Consider the following 16,603-nt stretch of genomic DNA (forward strand, 5'->3'; position numbering starts at 1 on the left):
CAATGCGCGCAGCCGTCATCGTTTTCCCCGGTTCGAACTGTGACCGGGACCTTGCAGTGGCCTTTGAGCAGGCTGGTTTTCAGGTCGATATGGTCTGGCACAAGGATGCCGCACTACCCGAAGGGATCGACATCGTGGGCGTACCCGGCGGTTTCTCGTACGGAGACTACCTGCGCTGCGGCGCCATCGCCGCGCAATCGCCGATCTGCAAGGCCGTGGTCGATCATACCAACCGGGGCGGTTACGCTGTGGGGATCTGCAACGGTTTCCAGATCCTGACCGAGACCGGCATTCTGCCCGGCGCGCTGCTGCGCAATGCAGGTCTGAAATACATCTGCAAGACCGTGGGTCTGAAAGTAGAGACCAGCGACAGCGCCTTTACCCAAGGCTATAACGCAGGCGATGTGATCGGAATTCCGATTGCGCACCATGACGGAAACTATTTCGCCGATGACGCCACGTTGTCCGCGCTTCGGGATCAGGACCGGATCGCATTCACCTATACCGAGAATCCAAACGGCTCGGTCGGGGACATCGCCGGTATCCTGTCGGAAAACCGCAGGGTTCTTGGGATGATGCCGCACCCGGAACGTGCGGCTGATGATGGGCATGGCGGCACCGACGGTACGGCATTGTTCCGCGCATTGTCCGGTGTCCTCGCGCCCGCGTGACTTGAGGTTGCGCCGAACCCCGCGTAATTTCCCGGGATGAGTTTCGGCTGGTCCAATCTGACAAAACCTTTCCGCGGCGCGCCCCTTGGGTGGCGCCTGCGGTTTGCTGTGATCGCGTTGCTGATCGCTGCTGTCGCGACGATCTGGATCACGAACCGTTTGCTGACGGACAGGTTCACCGAGTCGACCCGAAACCGGGCCGAGGTGCGCCTGGCGCTGTATTCCGGCAACCTGCTGAGTGAACTGCGCAGAAACGCGATTGTGCCTCAGCTGCTGTCCCGTGACCCCACGTTGATCTCGGCGCTGCAATCCGGTGACTTTTCGCTGTCTACCCAGCGCCTGATCTCGTTTGTGGAAGAGATTGGAGCCGCGTCCCTGATGCTGTTGGACGGGGATGGCCGTCTAGTCGCATCCACCGATCGCAACAGGTTGGGTGAGGCGCATCGCAGTTCACCTTATTTTATTGATGCAGTACGTTCGAACGCCACGATCTTTACGGTGATCCCAAAGGAATCCGGTGGCTACAGCTTTGTCTATTCGCGTCGCATCGATGCCAATGCCGATATCCTTGGTGTGATTGTTGTTGAGGTCGATCTGCACAAGTTTGAACTGGCCTGGGCCGGTATTTCCGACGCGGTGATGGTCACTGACAGCACAGGCACGATCATCCTGTCGACGGAACCACAGTGGCGCGGGCTGGAGGAAAATTCAGCGATGCTGCGGCAACCTCCGGAAGGTGCGATCCAGCGTGCGATCCGGGCCACTGCGGATTGGACCGCGCTGCCGCCTGACGCCTACCTGCAGGGCGAGGCTGTGATGCGGATGGAGACGCGCATTCCGTTCCGCGGCTGGCAGATGACCTCGTTCACGACCTATGCCTCGATCCGTGAAAAGGTGAACAGCGTTCTCGCGCTCGAGATCATGGGGTTTGCGATTCTTCTGGCGCTGGCCTTCTACGCACTCAGCCGCAGGGCGACGTTGCGGATGGCTTTGTTCCAGCGCGAGTCGGCAGAGCTTCGCGCATTGAACGCAAGACTACAGCGGGAAATTGCTGAGCGGGAACGGGTTGAAAAGACGCTGGAAGTTGCCGAGCAAACGCTGGCGCAAAGTTCGAAACTGGCTGCGTTGGGCGAGATGTCCGCCGCCGTCAGTCACGAGCTGAATCAACCGCTGGCTGCAATGAAGACCTATCTGGCCGGTGCGCGTCTGCTGCTGCGCCGAAACCGCCCCGAAGAGGCGCTGGCCAGTTTTGGCCGCATCGATGGGCTGATCGAGCGCATGGGTGCGATCACCCGGCAGCTCAAATCCTATGCGCGCAAGGGTGCAGATGCGTTTTCCCCTGTAAATCTTGGCGAAGCACTGGCCTCATCCCTGTCGATGATGGAGCCGCAGCTGCGTCAGCGGCACGTGAAGATCACTCAGATTTTGCCCGAAGAACCTGTTATAGTGATGGGGGACCGGATGCGGATCGAACAGGTAATGGTGAACCTCTTGCGCAATGCGCTGGACGCCACCAAATCTGTATCAGAGCCGGACGTGGAAATCATTCTGGCCGCAGGCGATATGGCGGTGCTGACCGTCCGCGACAACGGCTATGGGATCGAAGATATCGAGAACCTGTTTGAACCGTTCTACACCACCAAGCAGCCCGGAGACGGCGTCGGTTTGGGACTTGCCATCTCTTCGGGTATCGTAAACGACCATGGGGGGCGGCTGACCGCCCGCAACAGCCAGTACGGTGGCGCGGTGTTTGAGATGCAGCTGCCGATACTGGGAAGCGACGGCCTCGAGGCCGCTGAATAACAAAGGAAGTACTATGGCACAGGCCATGAAAATCGCCATTGTGGATGACGAACAGGACATGCGCCAGTCGATCAGCCAGTGGCTGGCACTGTCGGGCTATGACACCGAAACCTTCTCCAGCGCCGAGGACGCGCTGAAGGTGCTGGGACCGGACTATCCGGGGATTGTCATCTCGGACATCAAGATGCCGGGTATGGACGGCATTCAGCTGCTGAAAAAGCTGATGGGGGCCGACAGCACTCTGCCGGTCATCATGATCACCGGTCATGGTGACGTGCCGATGGCAGTCGAGGCGATGCGCGTCGGTGCGTTCGATTTCCTTGAAAAACCCTTCAACCCGGACCGGATGTCCGAACTGGCCAAGCGGGCCAGCAATGCCCGCCGCCTGACGCTGGACAACCGGGCCCTACGGCGCGAGCTGTCGGGTGGCACCCAGATCATGAACAAGCTGATCGGTGCCAGCCCAGTGATGGAGCGCCTGCGCGAGGATATTCTGGATCTGGGGCAGGCGGACGGTCATGTCCTGATTGATGGCGAGACAGGCACCGGTAAAACTCTGGTCGCGCACGCGCTGCACGCGGTTGGCAGCCGGGCTGGCAAGAAATTCGTTCTGGTGTCCTGCGCGGCGCTTGAAGAAGACGTTCTGTCGAAGCGCCTCTTTGGCCCGATGATGCCCGAGGATACGCAGCTGCCCGCTATTGAAGAGGCGCGCGGGGGTACGCTGGTTCTGGAGGATGTTGAAGCGCTGAGTGACACGCTTCAGGCGCGCCTGTTGAGCGTCATGAACGATCAGGGCACACCGGCGGAAACGCGGATCGTGGCAATTTCCAACCTGCAAGAGGCCGGAAAGACCAGCGAAGACGTTTTGCGCCCGGACCTGTTCTATCGCCTGGCGGCACTGCGGATCACCATGCCGCCGCTGCGCCAGCGGGGCGAGGATATCCTGACGCTCTTCACGCGCCTCAGCGAGCAATTTGCCGAGGAATACGGCTGTGATGCGCCGCAGGTCAGTGCGCAGGAAGCAGCGCAATTGCTGCAGGCCCCATGGCCGGGCAATGTGCGCCAGTTGATCAACATTGCCGAGCGCGCGGTGCTGCAGTCGCGCCGCGGATCGGGCACGATTGCGTCGCTGTTGATGTCGGATCACGAGGAAATGCAGCCGGTGATGACGACCGAGGGCAAACCGCTCAAGGAATATGTCGAAGCGTTCGAGCGGATGCTGATTGATAACACGATGCGCCGTCACAAGGGCTCGATTGCGTCCGTGATGGAAGAGCTTTGTCTGCCGCGGCGGACGCTGAACGAGAAAATGGCCAAGTACGGCCTGCAGCGTTCGGATTACTTGTGATTGGGCAGGGGGCTCTGCCCCCGCCGCCCTTTGGGCGACTCCCCCGGGATATTTTTGGCCAGATGAAGGGATCCTGAGCGCTGTTCAGGGCCCTTGATGCAGTTTGCCCATTGTCTTTTCCACAGGACTGCTTTTATTGTGTCCGAACGGGCCGGGCCTTTTTGTGCCCCTAAGCCCCGAATCTTTGAGTTTCGCTGCTCTGCCGCGGATGGTGATAATCCCACGAGGCAAAGTAGACCGATTGTGCCCCAGATTGGGGCAGATGAACGCCTGAACCCGTTTATGCGGGCGAAAGGAACAAATGGGCAGGTCGCGGCGAACCGCGCCTGTCGGAGAAGAACCGCGATGACGCGCGCGCAACGAACGAGTATACGGGCAGGGGGCCACAGCGCCGGACCCTGCCGCGCGCCGTCCGATATCGCCCTGACAAGACACCACCCCAAAAGCGCCTGTCCCCCCGGACGGGTTAGGACAACGCGTTTGGCGCGGTGCACCAAGGACACATGGCTAAGAAAATGCTTATCGATGCCACCCACGCGGAGGAAACCCGCGTCGTGGTGGTCGACGGAAACAAGGTTGAGGAGTTCGACTTTGAATCCGAAAACAAACGCCAGCTTGCCGGCAACATCTATCTTGCAAAAGTAACACGGGTCGAACCGTCGCTTCAGGCGGCTTTTGTTGATTATGGCGGGAACCGGCACGGTTTCCTCGCGTTCTCGGAAATTCACCCGGATTACTACCAGATCCCGGTTGCCGACCGCGAAGCGCTTATGGAAGAAGAGCGCGCCTATGCCGAGGCGATGAAGGCGCGGGATGAAGCCGAAGAGAGCAAGCCCAGAAAACGTCGCTCGCGGTCGCGCACCAAGGCGGCGGATGTAAAATCGGACGATCCGGTCGAAACGATTGAAGTTTCCTCCGAACCGTCGGGCATGGAAACAATTGATCTGGATGAAGGTGAAGAGGGCGCTGATCTGGCGGTTCCCGAAGGCACCTCTCCGATGGATCATGTCGCTGAGACGCCGGTTGAAGAGCCCGTTGATGAAGCGGAGGTCTCGGAAGAAGCAGAAGCTCCAGCTGCAGAAGCTGAGGTTGCGGAAGAACCTTCTGCCGAGGCTGAGGAAGACGTGACTGCCACGGCGGAAGAAGTACCTGCGAAAGCCGAAGAGCCTGAGGGCGAAGCGGTTGAGGCATCTGCCGACGCTGATGCCGAGAGTGCCGCAGATGATGTGGACGTTGCCGAGGAAGCAGCGGCTGACGAAGTCGCAGCGGACGAAAGCAAAACTGAAGCGGACGACGACGAGGCGGAAGAAGAGTCCCGCCCGGACGCGACCGCCAAGGATGACAGTATCGAGTCGGTGGCTGATGAGGATGACAGCGAAGACATTCGCCCGCCGCGCAAACCGCGTCCGCGTCGCTACAAGATTCAAGAAGTCATCAAGGTCCGTCAGGTCCTGCTGGTTCAGGTCGTCAAGGAAGAGCGCGGCAACAAGGGTGCGGCGCTGACCACTTACCTGTCGCTGGCGGGTCGCTACTGCGTACTTATGCCCAACACCGCACGCGGTGGCGGGATCAGCCGCAAGATCACCAATGCGCCGGACCGCAAGAAGCTGAAAGAAATCGCATCGGAAATTGACGTTCCGACCGGCGCGGGCCTGATCATCCGGACCGCAGGCGCCAAGCGCACCAAGTCCGAGATCAAGCGCGACTATGAATACCTGCAGCGCATGTGGGAGCAGATCCGCGAACTGACGCTGAAATCCATTGCGCCCGCGAAGATCTATGAAGAAGGCGACCTGATCAAACGCTCGATCCGCGATCTCTATAATCGCGACATCGACGAGGTCCTGGTTGAGGGCGAAGGCGGCTACCGCATCGCCAAGGACTTCATGAAGATGATCATGCCGTCCCACGCCAAGAATGTGAGACGGTATGAAGACGCGCTGCCGCTGTTCGCGCGCTATCAGGTGGAAAGCTATCTGACGGGTATGTTCAACCCGACGGTGCAGCTGAAATCCGGTGGTTATATCGTGATCGGCGTGACCGAGGCGCTAGTGGCGATCGACGTGAACTCGGGTCGGGCGACCAAAGAGGGTTCGATCGAAGAAACCGCGCTCAAGACCAACCTTGAGGCTGCCGAAGAAGTGGCGCGCCAACTGCGGCTGCGCGACCTGGCTGGTCTGATCGTCATCGACTTTATCGATATGGACGAGCGCAAGAACAATGCGGCCGTCGAAAAGCGTCTGAAGGAAAAGCTGAAGACCGATCGCGCGCGCATTCAGGTGGGCCGGATTTCCGGCTTTGGCCTGATGGAGATGAGCCGTCAGCGTCTGCGCCCCGGTATGCTTGAGGCGACAACGCAGCCATGCCCGTCGTGCCACGGCACGGGTCTGATCCGTTCGGACGACAACATGGCCCTGACCATCCTGCGTCAGATCGAAGAGGAAGGCACCCGCCGCCGCTCGCGCGAGGTTCTGGTGCGCTGCCCTGTCAGCATCGCGAACTTCCTGATGAACCAGAAACGCGAGCATATCGCGCAGATCGAAGCGCGTTACGGCCTGTCGGTTCGGGTTGAAGGTGACGTGCATCTGGTCAGCCCTGATTTCTCGATGGAGAAGTTCAAGACTGCCAGCCGCGTGGTGCCCGAGGCTAGCGCGCCGGTCGTTTCGGTGGACGCCTCGCTGATGGATTTGGTGGACGCGGACGAGGAAGAGGCCGAGGTAGAAGAAACCGTTCAGGCCGAAGAAGACCCCAAACCCAAGCGCAAGCGCCGCCGTCGTCGCCGCAAGAAGAGCAGTGCTGGCGGTGAAGCGCCCGAGACGGAATCAGGGGTTGAGGAAGACGCCTCGGCTGAGGTGGGTGATGAACCCGCGTCCGAGCCCGAAGCGGAAGAGGCTGCTCAGGAAGAGAAAGCCGAAAAGCCCAAGCGCCGTCGGGCTCCGCGCCGCAAGAAGAAAGACGCGGAACCTGTTGAAGCAGCTGAGGAAAACACGACTGAAGCAGCGGTTGAAGAAAGCCCTGCCGAAGTTGAAACTGAAACGGCTGAGGAAGCCACTGCACCTGAAGGCGACGGTGTGACAGAGCCCAAAGCAGAACCGGTAAGCGAACAGCCCGAACCCGTTGAGACTGCGGAACCGGTGGCTGAAGAGGCGCCGGAGCCTGAGCCGCAGGAGGCAAGCGAACCCGAAACCGAAGAGGTGTCCGAGCCCGTTGCTGAAGCTGCGGAAACCGTAGAGGTCGAAACTGCAGTGGAAGTGGAAGAGGTGGTCGAAGAGACCCCTGAACCCGTGCTTGAGGCTGTCTCGGAAGAACCTGAACAGCCCAGCGACCCCGCCAAGCCTAAACGGCGCGGCTGGTGGTCTTTGGGGCAGTAAAGAAAAAGACTGTCAGTGGGTTCGCCCATGCAGAAAGTAACGAGAACGCGTTGACCTAGGTCGGCGCGTTTTCTTTTATTGTTCTGCGGGTTACGGAAGAATCTCAACAAGAAGAGGAGCGGGAAATGGGGTTTTTACAGGGTTACACAACGCAAAAGCTCAAGCAAAACCAGCAGAGCCTCAAGGATGCTTACTCCCACATTAATAAACTGTCGCATGAGCGGAATGAGCTTCTGGAAGAAATAGAAAGCTTTGTTATGTCAATCGATCAGCGCCAGTGCGATCTTGAGGCACGCATGGCGCGCGAGGACTTCCTGATGTCCTTGCTGGATGAAGTTTACGGAAAGAATGAAAATCCGGCCCGACAGTCAGCTTACACCGTCGATGAGGACTTCAGAATCCCGATTGGGGATCGGAAAGGTGAGGTTGTCACGCAAGCCGACCATGTTTACCTGGCGAAATACGCCGTTGTTTTTAATGAGAAATTCGCGTCGAAATGGAAGGAATATGCGAAGAACTGGGGCGAGTTCCTGCACGAAAAGATTTCAATCTAATCGGTAGATTGAAGTTTCGGAGTGCAGGGTTCCCTAGAACGCGTGTGTCAGCCTGCTTTTTGGATGAGGTAAATCTGATGCCCGTCCGCATCCTCTTGCGACAACAGTTGGTGCCCGCTTTCGGCGCAGAAATGCGGAACGTCGATGACGGCCGCAGGATCATCGGCCAGTATGCGCAATACGGCCCCCGAGGGCATGGATTTTAGGCGTTTTCTGGCTTTCAGGACGGGCAAGGGACACAGCAGACCCAGCGCGTCCAGCGTTTCGGTGGGATTTGACATGAGGGTCAGATATTTCCACTTTGCCTGACTGTCCAGCACTCGTGCACGGGGATGTGACCGAATGGCCCCGTGACGCCGCCCCTTGGATACCCTATGTGCTGAACCATGTTCGGAATTGAAATCATCGACGCGGGCCTGCTGCCTGCCATGTTCATCGCGATGCTGGGCGGGCTGATCAGCTTTCTGTCGCCCTGCGTGCTGCCCATTGTGCCGCCTTATCTGGCCTACATGAGCGGCGTGACGATCAACGAGATGCAGGATGAGGCAGCGGCGCGGCGCAAGGCGACTCTGTCCGCGCTGTTTTTCGTGCTGGGCCTGTCGACGGTGTTCCTGTTGCTGGGCTTCACGGCCTCGGCCTTTGGGGCGTTTGTGCTGCAGAATCAGGTTCTGTTTGCCAAACTGTCCGGTGCGGTCGTCATCGTCTTTGGCCTGCACTTTCTGAACGTGTTCCGCATTCCGTTCCTAGATCGCGAAGCACGGATCGACGCAGGTGATTCCGGCGGCTCGGTTTTTGGGGCCTATATCCTGGGGCTTGCCTTTGCATTCGGGTGGACGCCGTGCATCGGCCCGCAGCTGGGCGCGATCCTGTCGCTGGCCGCGTCAGAGGCCTCGGTCGCACGCGGCACCTTGCTGCTGGGTGTGTATGCTGCGGGGCTGGGGATTCCGTTCCTGCTGGCGGCTATGTTCCTGAACCGGTCGATGACGGTGATGAACCGGATCAAGCCCCACATGGGCACGATCGAAAAGGTCATGGGCGGTCTGCTGCTGTTCGTCGGCATCATGCTGATCACCGGCCTGTTCACCGAGTTCAGCTGGTGGCTGTTGGAAACCTTCCCGGCACTGGCCAATTTCGGATGACGTGCCAATCCGCCTTACCTTGGCCGTAAGGCTGCGCTAACCTGCGCCGCAGAAGGTAAGGGCATGAGCAGTCACACAAATCAGCCTCGGGTGCGCAGGCGTCGGGTATTCTACATCCCCGGCTATGACCCGATTCACCCGCGCCGCTATCGCGAGCTGTACCGCAAGGAAAGCCGGGCGCAGGCCGAGATTTCCGGGTATGATATCTCAATTTCCCCGAAAACGGGTGAGGGGCCATATGGCTGGCACGTCCGTTCGCATCAGGACGGCGTGGACGTTGAAGCGGATATCGATGTTCTGGTCTGGTCGGATATCGTGCGCGACAGCATGTCGAACTCGATCCCCGCGACTTATCTGCAGCTGTTGCGGACGGCGTGGACCTACATCGGGTCTGGAGCGTTGTGGCGCCTGATGCGATTGCGCAAGGGGCCGGTGATCGCCGCGCTATATCCCGTTGGGATGCTCGTGGGTCAATTGGCTTCGGCGCTTTTTGTGGCCTGGGCTGTGGCCGGGCTGCTTTGGTCGATTGCAGGGCGGTTGTCCTTGGTGCCGGCGATTGCCGCGGCATACGCTCTGCTATATTGGTTCCGAACAATCGATAACCGTCTGTTTGCCTATTACCTGATGCACGACTACGCCTATTCCGCCGCGTGGAAAGGTGCCGTTTCGGCGGAGCTGAAGACCCGGTTGGAGACATTCACCTCTCATATTCGGCATGCGCTTGAAACCGATGTGGACGAGGTTCTTGTCGTCGGCCATTCTTCGGGCGCGCATCTTGGGGTGACGGTTCTGGCCGATCTGATCCGCGAAGGTGGTTTGTTGGATGCCCGACCAGCCCTGTCCTTTCTTACATTGGGGCAGGTGGTGCCCATGGTTTCATTTCTGCCCGAGGCCGAGGGCCTGCGCACCGATCTGCAATTCCTGTCCGAGCAACCAGGCATAACCTGGGTTGACGTGTCCGCACCGGGCGACGGGTGTGCGTTTGCTCTATGTGACCCGGTAGGTGTCAGCGGTGTTGCGACCGACCGGAAACGCTGGCCGCTGGTCCTGTCGGCGGCCTTCACGCAAACGCTGTCACCGGAGCGCTGGCAAGAGCTGCGCTGGCGCTTTTTTCGGCTGCATTTCCAGTATCTCTGCGCGTTTAATCGCCCCAGAGACTATGACTATTTCCGTATCACCGCTGGCCCTTTGACCTTGGGCCAACGGTTCGACGGGCGCGCGCCTTCGAAATCACGGATCGAACAACCAATCTCAAAATACAACTCGGTGCGAACATGAAGCCACCAAAGCCAACACCCCGCCCGGACAAGGTCTCGTTGTGGCGCTATCTGAAACTGTTCCGAAAGGATCTGCTGTCAGCACAGCCACAACGACTGTATCGGGCGTGGATGGCCGAGTTTCGCACGCCGTTCTTCCGATCATACATGATCAACCAGCCCGAACTTGTGGGTACGGTCCTGAAAAAACGCCCCGACGACTTTCCCAAATCCGGTCGCATCAGCGAGGGGTTGCGCCCGCTGCTGGGGGACTCGGTCTTTCTGACCAACGGAGAGAAGTGGAAACGGCAGCGACGGATCATCGATCCGGCCTTTGAAGGCGGGCGGCTAAAGGACACCTTTCCTGCGATGTTGCAGGCCGCTGAAGCCTGCGTTGCGCGGCTTAAGGGGCAGGCAGGTGAGGTGATTGAATGCGAAGAACTTACCAGCCACGCCGCGGCGGATGTGATCTTTCGAACCTTGTTTTCGGTCCCGATCGAGCATGAAGTAGCCGCGCAGGTGTTTGACAAGTTCCGGGCCTATCAGCGGCAACAACCGTTGTTGAACCTGGCGGCCTTTATCCCGGTGCCGCGCTGGGTGCCGCGGTTGCATGCGCGGAACACGCGCCGGAACGCCAAGGCCATCCGCGCGTTGATCAAGCGTCTGACGGCAGAGCGGGCCAAGTTGATCGCTACAGGGCAAGCGCCCGACGATCTTGCAACCAAGATCATGACGACGCCCGACCCGGAAACCGGGAAGTGCTTTGACACGCAAGAAATGGTGGATCAGGTGGCCATCTTCTTTCTGGCGGGGCACGAAACCAGCGCATCGGCACTGGCCTGGACCCTCTATCTGATGGCGCTTTACCCAGAATGGCAGGAAAAGCTGAGCGCCGAGGCGGGTATTCTGGATGACCCCAGCTTTGCCACTGTGTCAAAACTACGCCTCAGCCGGGATGTTTTCCGCGAGGCCCTGCGCCTGTACCCGCCTGTGCCGATGATGGTGCGCGAGGCGACCTGTCCGGAACATTTCCGGGGCAGAGAGGTCGCCAAGGGGTCGCAGATCGTCATCAGCCCCTGGCATCTGCACCGACAGGAACGTCTGTGGGACCGCCCGGATGAGTTTGATCCCACCCGTTGGAACACCGAAAACGGCAAATCCTGCCAGCGGCAGGCTTTCATCCCGTTTTCGGCAGGCCCACGCGTCTGTACCGGGGCAGGGTTCGCCATGGTCGAGGGGCCTTTGTTGTTGTCAATGTTGCTGCGGCACTTCCGGTTCGAGCTGGTAGAGGGCCGCACGCCCGTTCCGGTGGCGCATCTGACAGTGCGGTCAGCGGACGGCATTTGGTTGCGTCTGGTTGAGCGCTAACAACCTACCATCACTCTGCGCCTTGCTGTATGCGATGGACAAACGCGGAATCATCATTGAACGGGAAAGTCTTATGTCCAAAGCAGAACAGCGTGAGCAAATGTCCAACGGCGCGGGTTTCATTGCAGCCCTGGATCAAAGTGGCGGCTCGACGCCCAAGGCGCTGGCGCTTTATGGGGTTGATGCCTCGGAATACGGCTCGGACGAAGAGATGTTCGGCGAAATCCAGAAAATGCGTGCCCGCATCATTCTGGCCGACGATTTCACCAAGGACAAAGTGATCGGCGCGATCCTGTTCGAACGTACGCTGGGTGAAGAGATCGACGGTCGCAAGGTTGCCGATTACCTGTGGTCGCACAAGGGCATCGTTCCGTTCCTGAAAATCGACAAGGGTCTGGAGGATCAGGCCAACGGCGTTCAGATGATGAAACCGATCCCGGGTTTGGCGGACACTCTGGCCAAGGCGAATGGCGTCTTCGGCACCAAAGAGCGTTCTGTGATCCACGAAGCCAACGCCGAAGGTATCGCCGCTGTTGTGGCTCAGCAGTTCGACGTGGCCCGTGAAGTTATTGCCGCCGGCATGGTTCCGATTGTCGAGCCCGAAGTGAACATCAACTCGGCCACCAAAGCCGAGGCCGAAGATATCCTGAAGGCCGAAGTCCTGAAGAACCTCGACCAACTGGCCGAAGGTCAGGACATCATGCTGAAACTGACCATCCCCAGCCAGGCGAACCTGTACGACGAACTGGCCGATCACCCGCGCGTCGTGCGCGTTGTGGCGCTGTCGGGCGGCTATTCGACCGAGCAGGCCTGCGATCTGCTGAACCAGAACGGCAAGATGATCGCGTCGTTCTCGCGCGCGCTGACCGAAGGGCTGTCGAAACAGCAATCGGATGCCGAGTTCAATGCCGCGCTGGGTGGCAATATCGACAAGATCTTCCGCGCCTCGGTTTAAGAGGCGCTAGACCGGCTTGGTGAATTCGCGGCGCATTTGCGCCGCTTTTTCACGCATGGAACACCCAATGGCGTGATCGTTCACCAACCCCATGGCCTGCATGAAGGCAAACACCGTGGTCGGCCCGACAAACTTCCAGCCGCGTTTCTTCAAATCCTTCGACATTGCGATGGACTCGGCCGAAGTCGACGCGGTTTGCGGCGTGGGCGGGTTTTCTGCCTCATATCGCCAGACATAAGCGGCGATGGACCCTTCTGCCGCCACAAGTTCTTGCGCGCGGCGGGCGTTGTTGATGACCGCTTCGATTTTGCCGCGATGGCGTATGATGCCCGCGTCCTGTAGCAGGCGTTCGACATCCGCTTCATCAAACTTGGCTACCGCGTTGAAATCGAACTGTTTAAACGCTTTGCGAAAATTCTCTCTCTTAGCCAGGATTGTGCGCCAGCTGAGGCCCGACTGAAAACTTTCCAGGCACAGCTTTTCGAACAGACGCTGGTCGTCAGCGACCGGGTAGCCCCACTCATTGTCGTGGTATTCAAAGAACTCCGGTGCCGCCTGACACCATGCGCAGCGGGGTTGGCCATCCGGGCCGGATATGGTTTTGGTCATGGAAACCTCAGGTCAAAAGAAAGTTCAGGCGTTCGTCTGCGCGGGCAGGCTCCATCTCAAGAATTTCGGCCGTTACCACATTGGCAACGACAAAAGGATCCTGATCAACGAATTCGGATACCGCATTCAGGCTGCCTGCGACGGCCAAAATACCTCCGCCGATGCCGGGCTTTAACGTGCCGGCAAGAAGGAACATTCCTGTGGCGAAACCCTGTTTCAGCCAGGCTCGGTGCCCATCCATGTGGTCAGAGGCAAGGCCCTTGTTTTCGGAAAAACGAAGTAAAATTATATACATGAGGAACCTTTCTCAGGTTGAATTCATCTGCGGCAGAAGATTGTTCAACCAAGTATTCAGGTGGTGAACCTCGCGGTCTACAAAGGCTTCGTCCTGATAGGCCTGCGAAAGCGTTGCGATACCCTGACTTCGGGCCAACAGACGCATCGCCAATTCCGGTGCATCTTCCGGTCGACCAGCCGCACAAAACTGTCTTTCCAGCCAGTCGCGGAACAGGTCGAACAACAGATTGGCATCGTCTTGCGCCGCATGTTCAAGCTTGGACAACTCAGTAGACAGGGTCCCGACCGGACAGCCGTAGCGCGTAATCTTTGCACGGTTCATGATCAGAATTTCGATAAACTGTCCGATGCGGTGTTTCGGGTCAGGGAGGTCCTGTTCCCATTCGCCCAGCATCTGTCTTGTTCTGCATAGGCGCAGGTCAATCACAGCTTTGAGAATCTGATCTTTCGTCTTGAAATGATAATAGAAATTCCCACGAGAGATTTGGACCGCCTTGGCAATATCGGCGAAAGAGGTCTGGGCATAACCGTTCTGGTAGAACAATTCGTCCGCGACCTGAACAATCTGTTCACTGGTATTGAGATCTGACATTTGACGCCGCTCTCCTTCCATAGGACGATTGTCCTAACTGGAGCGTAGGACAAGTGTCCTACTGCGTCAACACAAACTAAGTTACGAAGAAGATGTGTCGCGATACCAGTTCAGAATAAACACCCGAATGGCCGAGGCCAGTCCAATTTCGGGGTCGCGGTCGACGTCAATCTCAGCTGCTAAAGCGTTGATTGCGATGTCTTTAGACTTTGCGATGTCGCGAAAGGCCTGCCAAAACTCGTCCTCCAGAGACACCGAGGTGCGATGTCCTTTCAGGGTCAGCGATCGTTTGACCGGGCGGCCGCTCATTCATCCAACTCGTGATTGTCGATGTCGCGGCGCTGTTTGTTCTGCTCGAACTTGGACTCGATCTTTTCGGCCTTGCTGCGGCCGAATTTGACAGCGTTCTGATCCGCGCGGGCCTTTTTCTCGGCCCGCGCCTTTTCTTTTCGATACCGGTTCAGATTGACCGGTTTGCTCATTTGTCTTTCGGGCCGATCATATGTTCAGGGCGGACAACGGCGTCAAAGGTCTCTTCATCGACAAAGCCCAGCGCGATGGCCTCTTCCTTGAGGGTCGTGCCGTTCTTGTGCGCCGTCTTGGCGACGGTGGTGGCATTGTCATAACCGATGGTCGGCGCCAGCGCTGTCACCAGCATCAGCGATTCCTTCATCAGCTTGTCGATGCGCGGCTCATTGGCCTTGATGCCCAGCAGCATCCGCTCGGTAAAGCTGTCAGTGGCGTCGCCCAGCAACTGGATTGACTGCAGCAGGTTGTAGGACATCATCGGGTTGTAGACGTTCAGCTGGAAATGTCCCTGCGAGCCGGCGAATTTCATCGCCGCGTCGTTGCCCATCACATGCGCGGCGACCTGCGTCAGTGCTTCGGCCTGGGTCGGGTTCACCTTGCCGGGCATGATCGAGGAACCGGGCTCGTTTTCCGGCAGGATCAGTTCACCCAGACCCGAGCGGGGGCCAGAGCCCAGCAGGCGGATGTCGTTCGCGATCTTGTAGCAAGAGCCCGCGATGGTCGCCAATGCGCCCGACAGGAAGACCATGGCGTCGTGGGCTGCCAGGGCCTCGAACTTGTTCGGCGCCGTGACGAAGGGCAGGTCGGTGATGTCTGCCATGTTCTTGGCTACAGCCTCATCCCAACCGTTGTGGGTGTTCAGACCGGTGCCAACGGCCGTACCGCCTTGGGCCAGCTCGTAAATTCCGGGCATCGAGGCATGGACACGGGCAATACCCTGACGGATCTGGTGCGCGTAGCCACCGAATTCCTGTTCCAGCGTCAGCGGGGTTGCATCCTGCGTGTGAGTCCGGCCGATCTTGATGATGCCCGTGAACTCTTTTGCTTTGGCTTCCAGCGCCGAAGCAAATTTCTCAAGCCCCGGCAGCAGCACGTCACGCACGCTCATCGCGGTGGCGATGTGCATCGCAGTCGGGAATGTATCGTTCGAGGACTGACCCATGTTGCAGTGGTCATTCGGGTGCACCGGGTCTTTCGAACCGATCACGCCGCCCATAATCTCAATCGCGCGGTTCGCGATGACCTCGTTCGAGTTCATGTTCGATTGGGTGCCCGACCCGGTCTGCCAGACGACCAGAGGGAAGTTGTCGTCAAAATTGCCCTCGATTACTTCTCCGGCGGCCTGAATGATGGCATCCGCGATTTTCGCATCCAGCTTGCCGATGGCCTTGTTCTCCATCGCGCAGGCTTTCTTGATCACGCCCAGCGCACGCACGATGGCAACGGGCTGTTTTTCCCAACCAATAGGGAAGTTCATGATCGAACGCTGCGTTTGGGCCCCCCAATACTTGTCAGCAGGGACTTCCAACGGGCCAAAGCTGTCGGATTCGGTGCGGGTCTGAGACATCGGTCACTCCGTCGTGTATGCAGTCGTATGCCGTTTACCCGTAACTCTGTCATCGTGCAATCGGCCAGTTGCGCGCACCATAAACTCAAGGACGCCAGAGGTATAGCCGGAAGGGATTGGTAAAATCGGTCCGAAACGCATTGTGCGCGCTACCGGGTCAGCTACAATAGGTGGATCAACTTGCTGGAGGCTAAGGTGGGCACATTGGTTCGAACTTATCCCCTGAAAATCATTGCCTTTTCATTTGGCATTCTGATTTTGTTCGCACTCACTGGGCTAAAGGCTCATGCGGGGGATATTGCGCCCTTTGTCGGCAGCTATGTCGGCTCTGCCAATGTTGTGGATGAAGACGGAAGTGAAACGCCACGTGACATGAGTGTGTCGATTCAAGAATTGAAAGATGGATTCAACGTCAGTTGGACGACCACTACCTACAAGGCGGATGGCCGGGTCAAAGATCAGAAATTTTCGATAGATTTCAAGCAGTCGGACAGGGACGACGTGTATTCCGCCGCCATGAAGCGCAACGTTTTCGGCCATGAGGTCCCGCTTGACCCGATGCGTGGAGAACCTTTCGTCTGGGGGCGGATCGAGGGCGACACTCTGACCGTGTTCTCGCTGTTCATTGGCGAGACCGGGGATTACGAGCTGCAGCAATTCGACCGCACTCTGGCAGAGGGCGGTCTGGATCTGTCGTTTTCACGATTCCGCAACGGGGTGAAATCGCGCTCGGTCGAAACGTTTCTGAAAAAGCAGTAGAGCCG

17 protein-coding genes are annotated in these 16,603 nt (G+C 58.5%); 10 read left to right on the forward strand and 7 right to left on the reverse strand.

Features of this window, described 5'->3' with window-relative positions:
* The first annotated feature begins 2 nt into the window (after window positions 1-2).
* The 5 genes from purQ to GOX88_RS02240 all read left to right on the forward strand — a co-directional run bounded on the left by purQ (window position 3) and on the right by GOX88_RS02240 (window position 7,747).
* On the forward strand, window positions 3-671 hold the full coding sequence (purQ, locus tag GOX88_RS02220; RefSeq protein ID WP_170324830.1) for a phosphoribosylformylglycinamidine synthase subunit PurQ: 669 nt from the start codon (window positions 3-5) through the stop codon (window positions 669-671).
* A gap of 36 nt (window positions 672-707) precedes the next feature.
* A complete protein-coding gene (locus tag GOX88_RS02225; RefSeq protein WP_170398629.1) occupies window positions 708-2,474 on the forward strand; it encodes a sensor histidine kinase in 1,767 nt (588 codons plus the stop codon).
* 13 nt (window positions 2,475-2,487) lie between these two features.
* Entirely contained in the window at window positions 2,488-3,822 is a 1,335-nt protein-coding gene (locus GOX88_RS02230) for a sigma-54-dependent transcriptional regulator (RefSeq protein WP_170324832.1), read from the forward strand.
* A gap of 503 nt (window positions 3,823-4,325) precedes the next feature.
* Window positions 4,326-7,193: an Rne/Rng family ribonuclease gene (locus tag GOX88_RS02235; protein ID WP_170398632.1), complete on the forward strand. Its 2,868-nt coding sequence runs from the start codon at window positions 4,326-4,328 to the stop codon at window positions 7,191-7,193.
* Window positions 7,194-7,318: 125 nt separating this feature from the next.
* Complete coding sequence (locus GOX88_RS02240; RefSeq protein WP_170398636.1) at window positions 7,319-7,747, forward strand: hypothetical protein; 429 nt, start codon at window positions 7,319-7,321, stop codon at window positions 7,745-7,747.
* A gap of 47 nt (window positions 7,748-7,794) precedes the next feature.
* Here the strand turns inward: GOX88_RS02240 and GOX88_RS02245 are convergent, their stop codons facing one another.
* A complete protein-coding gene (locus GOX88_RS02245; protein ID WP_170398638.1) occupies window positions 7,795-8,028 on the reverse strand; it encodes a sulfurtransferase TusA family protein in 234 nt (77 codons plus the stop codon).
* Between the two features lie 105 nt (window positions 8,029-8,133).
* On the opposite strand from GOX88_RS02245, the gene GOX88_RS02250 reads away from it, so the two are divergent.
* From GOX88_RS02250 to GOX88_RS02265, 4 genes are all read left to right on the forward strand, one after another.
* Complete coding sequence (locus tag GOX88_RS02250) at window positions 8,134-8,886, forward strand: cytochrome c biogenesis CcdA family protein (protein ID WP_170398641.1); 753 nt, start codon at window positions 8,134-8,136, stop codon at window positions 8,884-8,886.
* A gap of 63 nt (window positions 8,887-8,949) precedes the next feature.
* Window positions 8,950-10,164, forward strand: coding sequence for a hypothetical protein (locus tag GOX88_RS02255; RefSeq protein ID WP_170398644.1), 1,215 nt, complete (start codon window positions 8,950-8,952; stop codon window positions 10,162-10,164).
* Window positions 10,161-11,510 carry a cytochrome P450 gene (locus GOX88_RS02260; protein ID WP_170398647.1) on the forward strand — a complete coding sequence of 450 codons (1,350 nt, stop codon included), beginning with the start codon at window positions 10,161-10,163 and terminating at the stop codon, window positions 11,508-11,510. The genes GOX88_RS02255 and GOX88_RS02260 overlap by 4 nt, the downstream gene beginning before the upstream one ends.
* 73 nt (window positions 11,511-11,583) lie before the next feature.
* Complete coding sequence (locus tag GOX88_RS02265) at window positions 11,584-12,465, forward strand: fructose bisphosphate aldolase (protein WP_170398650.1); 882 nt, start codon at window positions 11,584-11,586, stop codon at window positions 12,463-12,465.
* Window positions 12,466-12,471: 6 nt separating this feature from the next.
* Here GOX88_RS02265 and GOX88_RS02270 read toward each other — a convergent pair whose 3' ends face one another.
* The 6 genes from GOX88_RS02270 to fumC all read right to left on the reverse strand — a co-directional run bounded on the left by GOX88_RS02270 (window position 12,472) and on the right by fumC (window position 15,839).
* The gene (locus tag GOX88_RS02270; protein ID WP_170398653.1) at window positions 12,472-13,074 is read right to left on the reverse strand and encodes a DNA-3-methyladenine glycosylase I; all 603 of its coding nucleotides are present in this window, start codon (window positions 13,072-13,074) and stop codon (window positions 12,472-12,474) included.
* A 7-nt stretch (window positions 13,075-13,081) separates the two neighbouring features.
* Complete coding sequence (locus GOX88_RS02275) at window positions 13,082-13,369, reverse strand: YciI family protein (protein ID WP_170398656.1); 288 nt, start codon at window positions 13,367-13,369, stop codon at window positions 13,082-13,084.
* A gap of 12 nt (window positions 13,370-13,381) precedes the next feature.
* Window positions 13,382-13,963 (reverse strand): TetR/AcrR family transcriptional regulator, encoded by a 582-nt coding sequence (locus GOX88_RS02280; RefSeq protein WP_170398658.1) that lies wholly within the window; start codon window positions 13,961-13,963, stop codon window positions 13,382-13,384.
* Between the two features lie 81 nt (window positions 13,964-14,044).
* Window positions 14,045-14,272 carry a ribbon-helix-helix domain-containing protein gene (locus GOX88_RS02285; protein ID WP_170398661.1) on the reverse strand — a complete coding sequence of 76 codons (228 nt, stop codon included), beginning with the start codon at window positions 14,270-14,272 and terminating at the stop codon, window positions 14,045-14,047.
* Window positions 14,269-14,445, reverse strand: a complete 177-nt coding sequence (locus GOX88_RS02290) for a DUF4169 family protein (RefSeq protein WP_170398664.1) — start codon at window positions 14,443-14,445, stop codon at window positions 14,269-14,271. Before GOX88_RS02290 ends, GOX88_RS02285 begins: the two co-directional genes overlap by 4 nt.
* Window positions 14,442-15,839 carry a class II fumarate hydratase gene (gene fumC, locus GOX88_RS02295; RefSeq protein ID WP_170398667.1) on the reverse strand — a complete coding sequence of 466 codons (1,398 nt, stop codon included), beginning with the start codon at window positions 15,837-15,839 and terminating at the stop codon, window positions 14,442-14,444. Before fumC ends, GOX88_RS02290 begins: the two co-directional genes overlap by 4 nt.
* Before the next feature lie 195 nt (window positions 15,840-16,034).
* Here fumC and GOX88_RS02300 point away from each other — a divergent pair, with 195 nt between their 5' ends.
* Complete coding sequence (locus tag GOX88_RS02300) at window positions 16,035-16,598, forward strand: hypothetical protein (RefSeq protein ID WP_437436413.1); 564 nt, start codon at window positions 16,035-16,037, stop codon at window positions 16,596-16,598.
* The last annotated feature ends 5 nt before the right edge of the window (window positions 16,599-16,603 follow it).

This window comes from Ruegeria arenilitoris (assembly GCF_013030985.1).
Lineage (GTDB): Bacteria > Pseudomonadota > Alphaproteobacteria > Rhodobacterales > Rhodobacteraceae > Ruegeria > Ruegeria arenilitoris_B.

Coding starts and splice junctions, on each gene's coding strand:
- GOX88_RS02270 (WP_170398653.1), bottom strand. CDS start 13,074: ATGACCAAAACCATATCCGGCCCGGATGGCCAACCCCGCTGCGCATGG.
- GOX88_RS02225 (WP_170398629.1), top strand. CDS start 708: ATGAGTTTCGGCTGGTCCAATCTGACAAAACCTTTCCGCGGCGCGCCC.
- GOX88_RS02280 (WP_170398658.1), bottom strand. CDS start 13,963: ATGTCAGATCTCAATACCAGTGAACAGATTGTTCAGGTCGCGGACGAA.
- fumC (WP_170398667.1), bottom strand. CDS start 15,839: ATGTCTCAGACCCGCACCGAATCCGACAGCTTTGGCCCGTTGGAAGTC.
- GOX88_RS02290 (WP_170398664.1), bottom strand. CDS start 14,445: ATGAGCAAACCGGTCAATCTGAACCGGTATCGAAAAGAAAAGGCGCGG.
- GOX88_RS02265 (WP_170398650.1), top strand. CDS start 11,584: ATGTCCAAAGCAGAACAGCGTGAGCAAATGTCCAACGGCGCGGGTTTC.
- GOX88_RS02255 (WP_170398644.1), top strand. CDS start 8,950: ATGAGCAGTCACACAAATCAGCCTCGGGTGCGCAGGCGTCGGGTATTC.
- GOX88_RS02285 (WP_170398661.1), bottom strand. CDS start 14,272: ATGAGCGGCCGCCCGGTCAAACGATCGCTGACCCTGAAAGGACATCGC.
- GOX88_RS02250 (WP_170398641.1), top strand. CDS start 8,134: ATGTTCGGAATTGAAATCATCGACGCGGGCCTGCTGCCTGCCATGTTC.
- GOX88_RS02230 (WP_170324832.1), top strand. CDS start 2,488: ATGGCACAGGCCATGAAAATCGCCATTGTGGATGACGAACAGGACATG.
- GOX88_RS02240 (WP_170398636.1), top strand. CDS start 7,319: ATGGGGTTTTTACAGGGTTACACAACGCAAAAGCTCAAGCAAAACCAG.
- GOX88_RS02235 (WP_170398632.1), top strand. CDS start 4,326: ATGGCTAAGAAAATGCTTATCGATGCCACCCACGCGGAGGAAACCCGC.
- GOX88_RS02260 (WP_170398647.1), top strand. CDS start 10,161: ATGAAGCCACCAAAGCCAACACCCCGCCCGGACAAGGTCTCGTTGTGG.
- purQ (WP_170324830.1), top strand. CDS start 3: ATGCGCGCAGCCGTCATCGTTTTCCCCGGTTCGAACTGTGACCGGGAC.
- GOX88_RS02275 (WP_170398656.1), bottom strand. CDS start 13,369: ATGTATATAATTTTACTTCGTTTTTCCGAAAACAAGGGCCTTGCCTCT.
- GOX88_RS02245 (WP_170398638.1), bottom strand. CDS start 8,028: ATGTCAAATCCCACCGAAACGCTGGACGCGCTGGGTCTGCTGTGTCCC.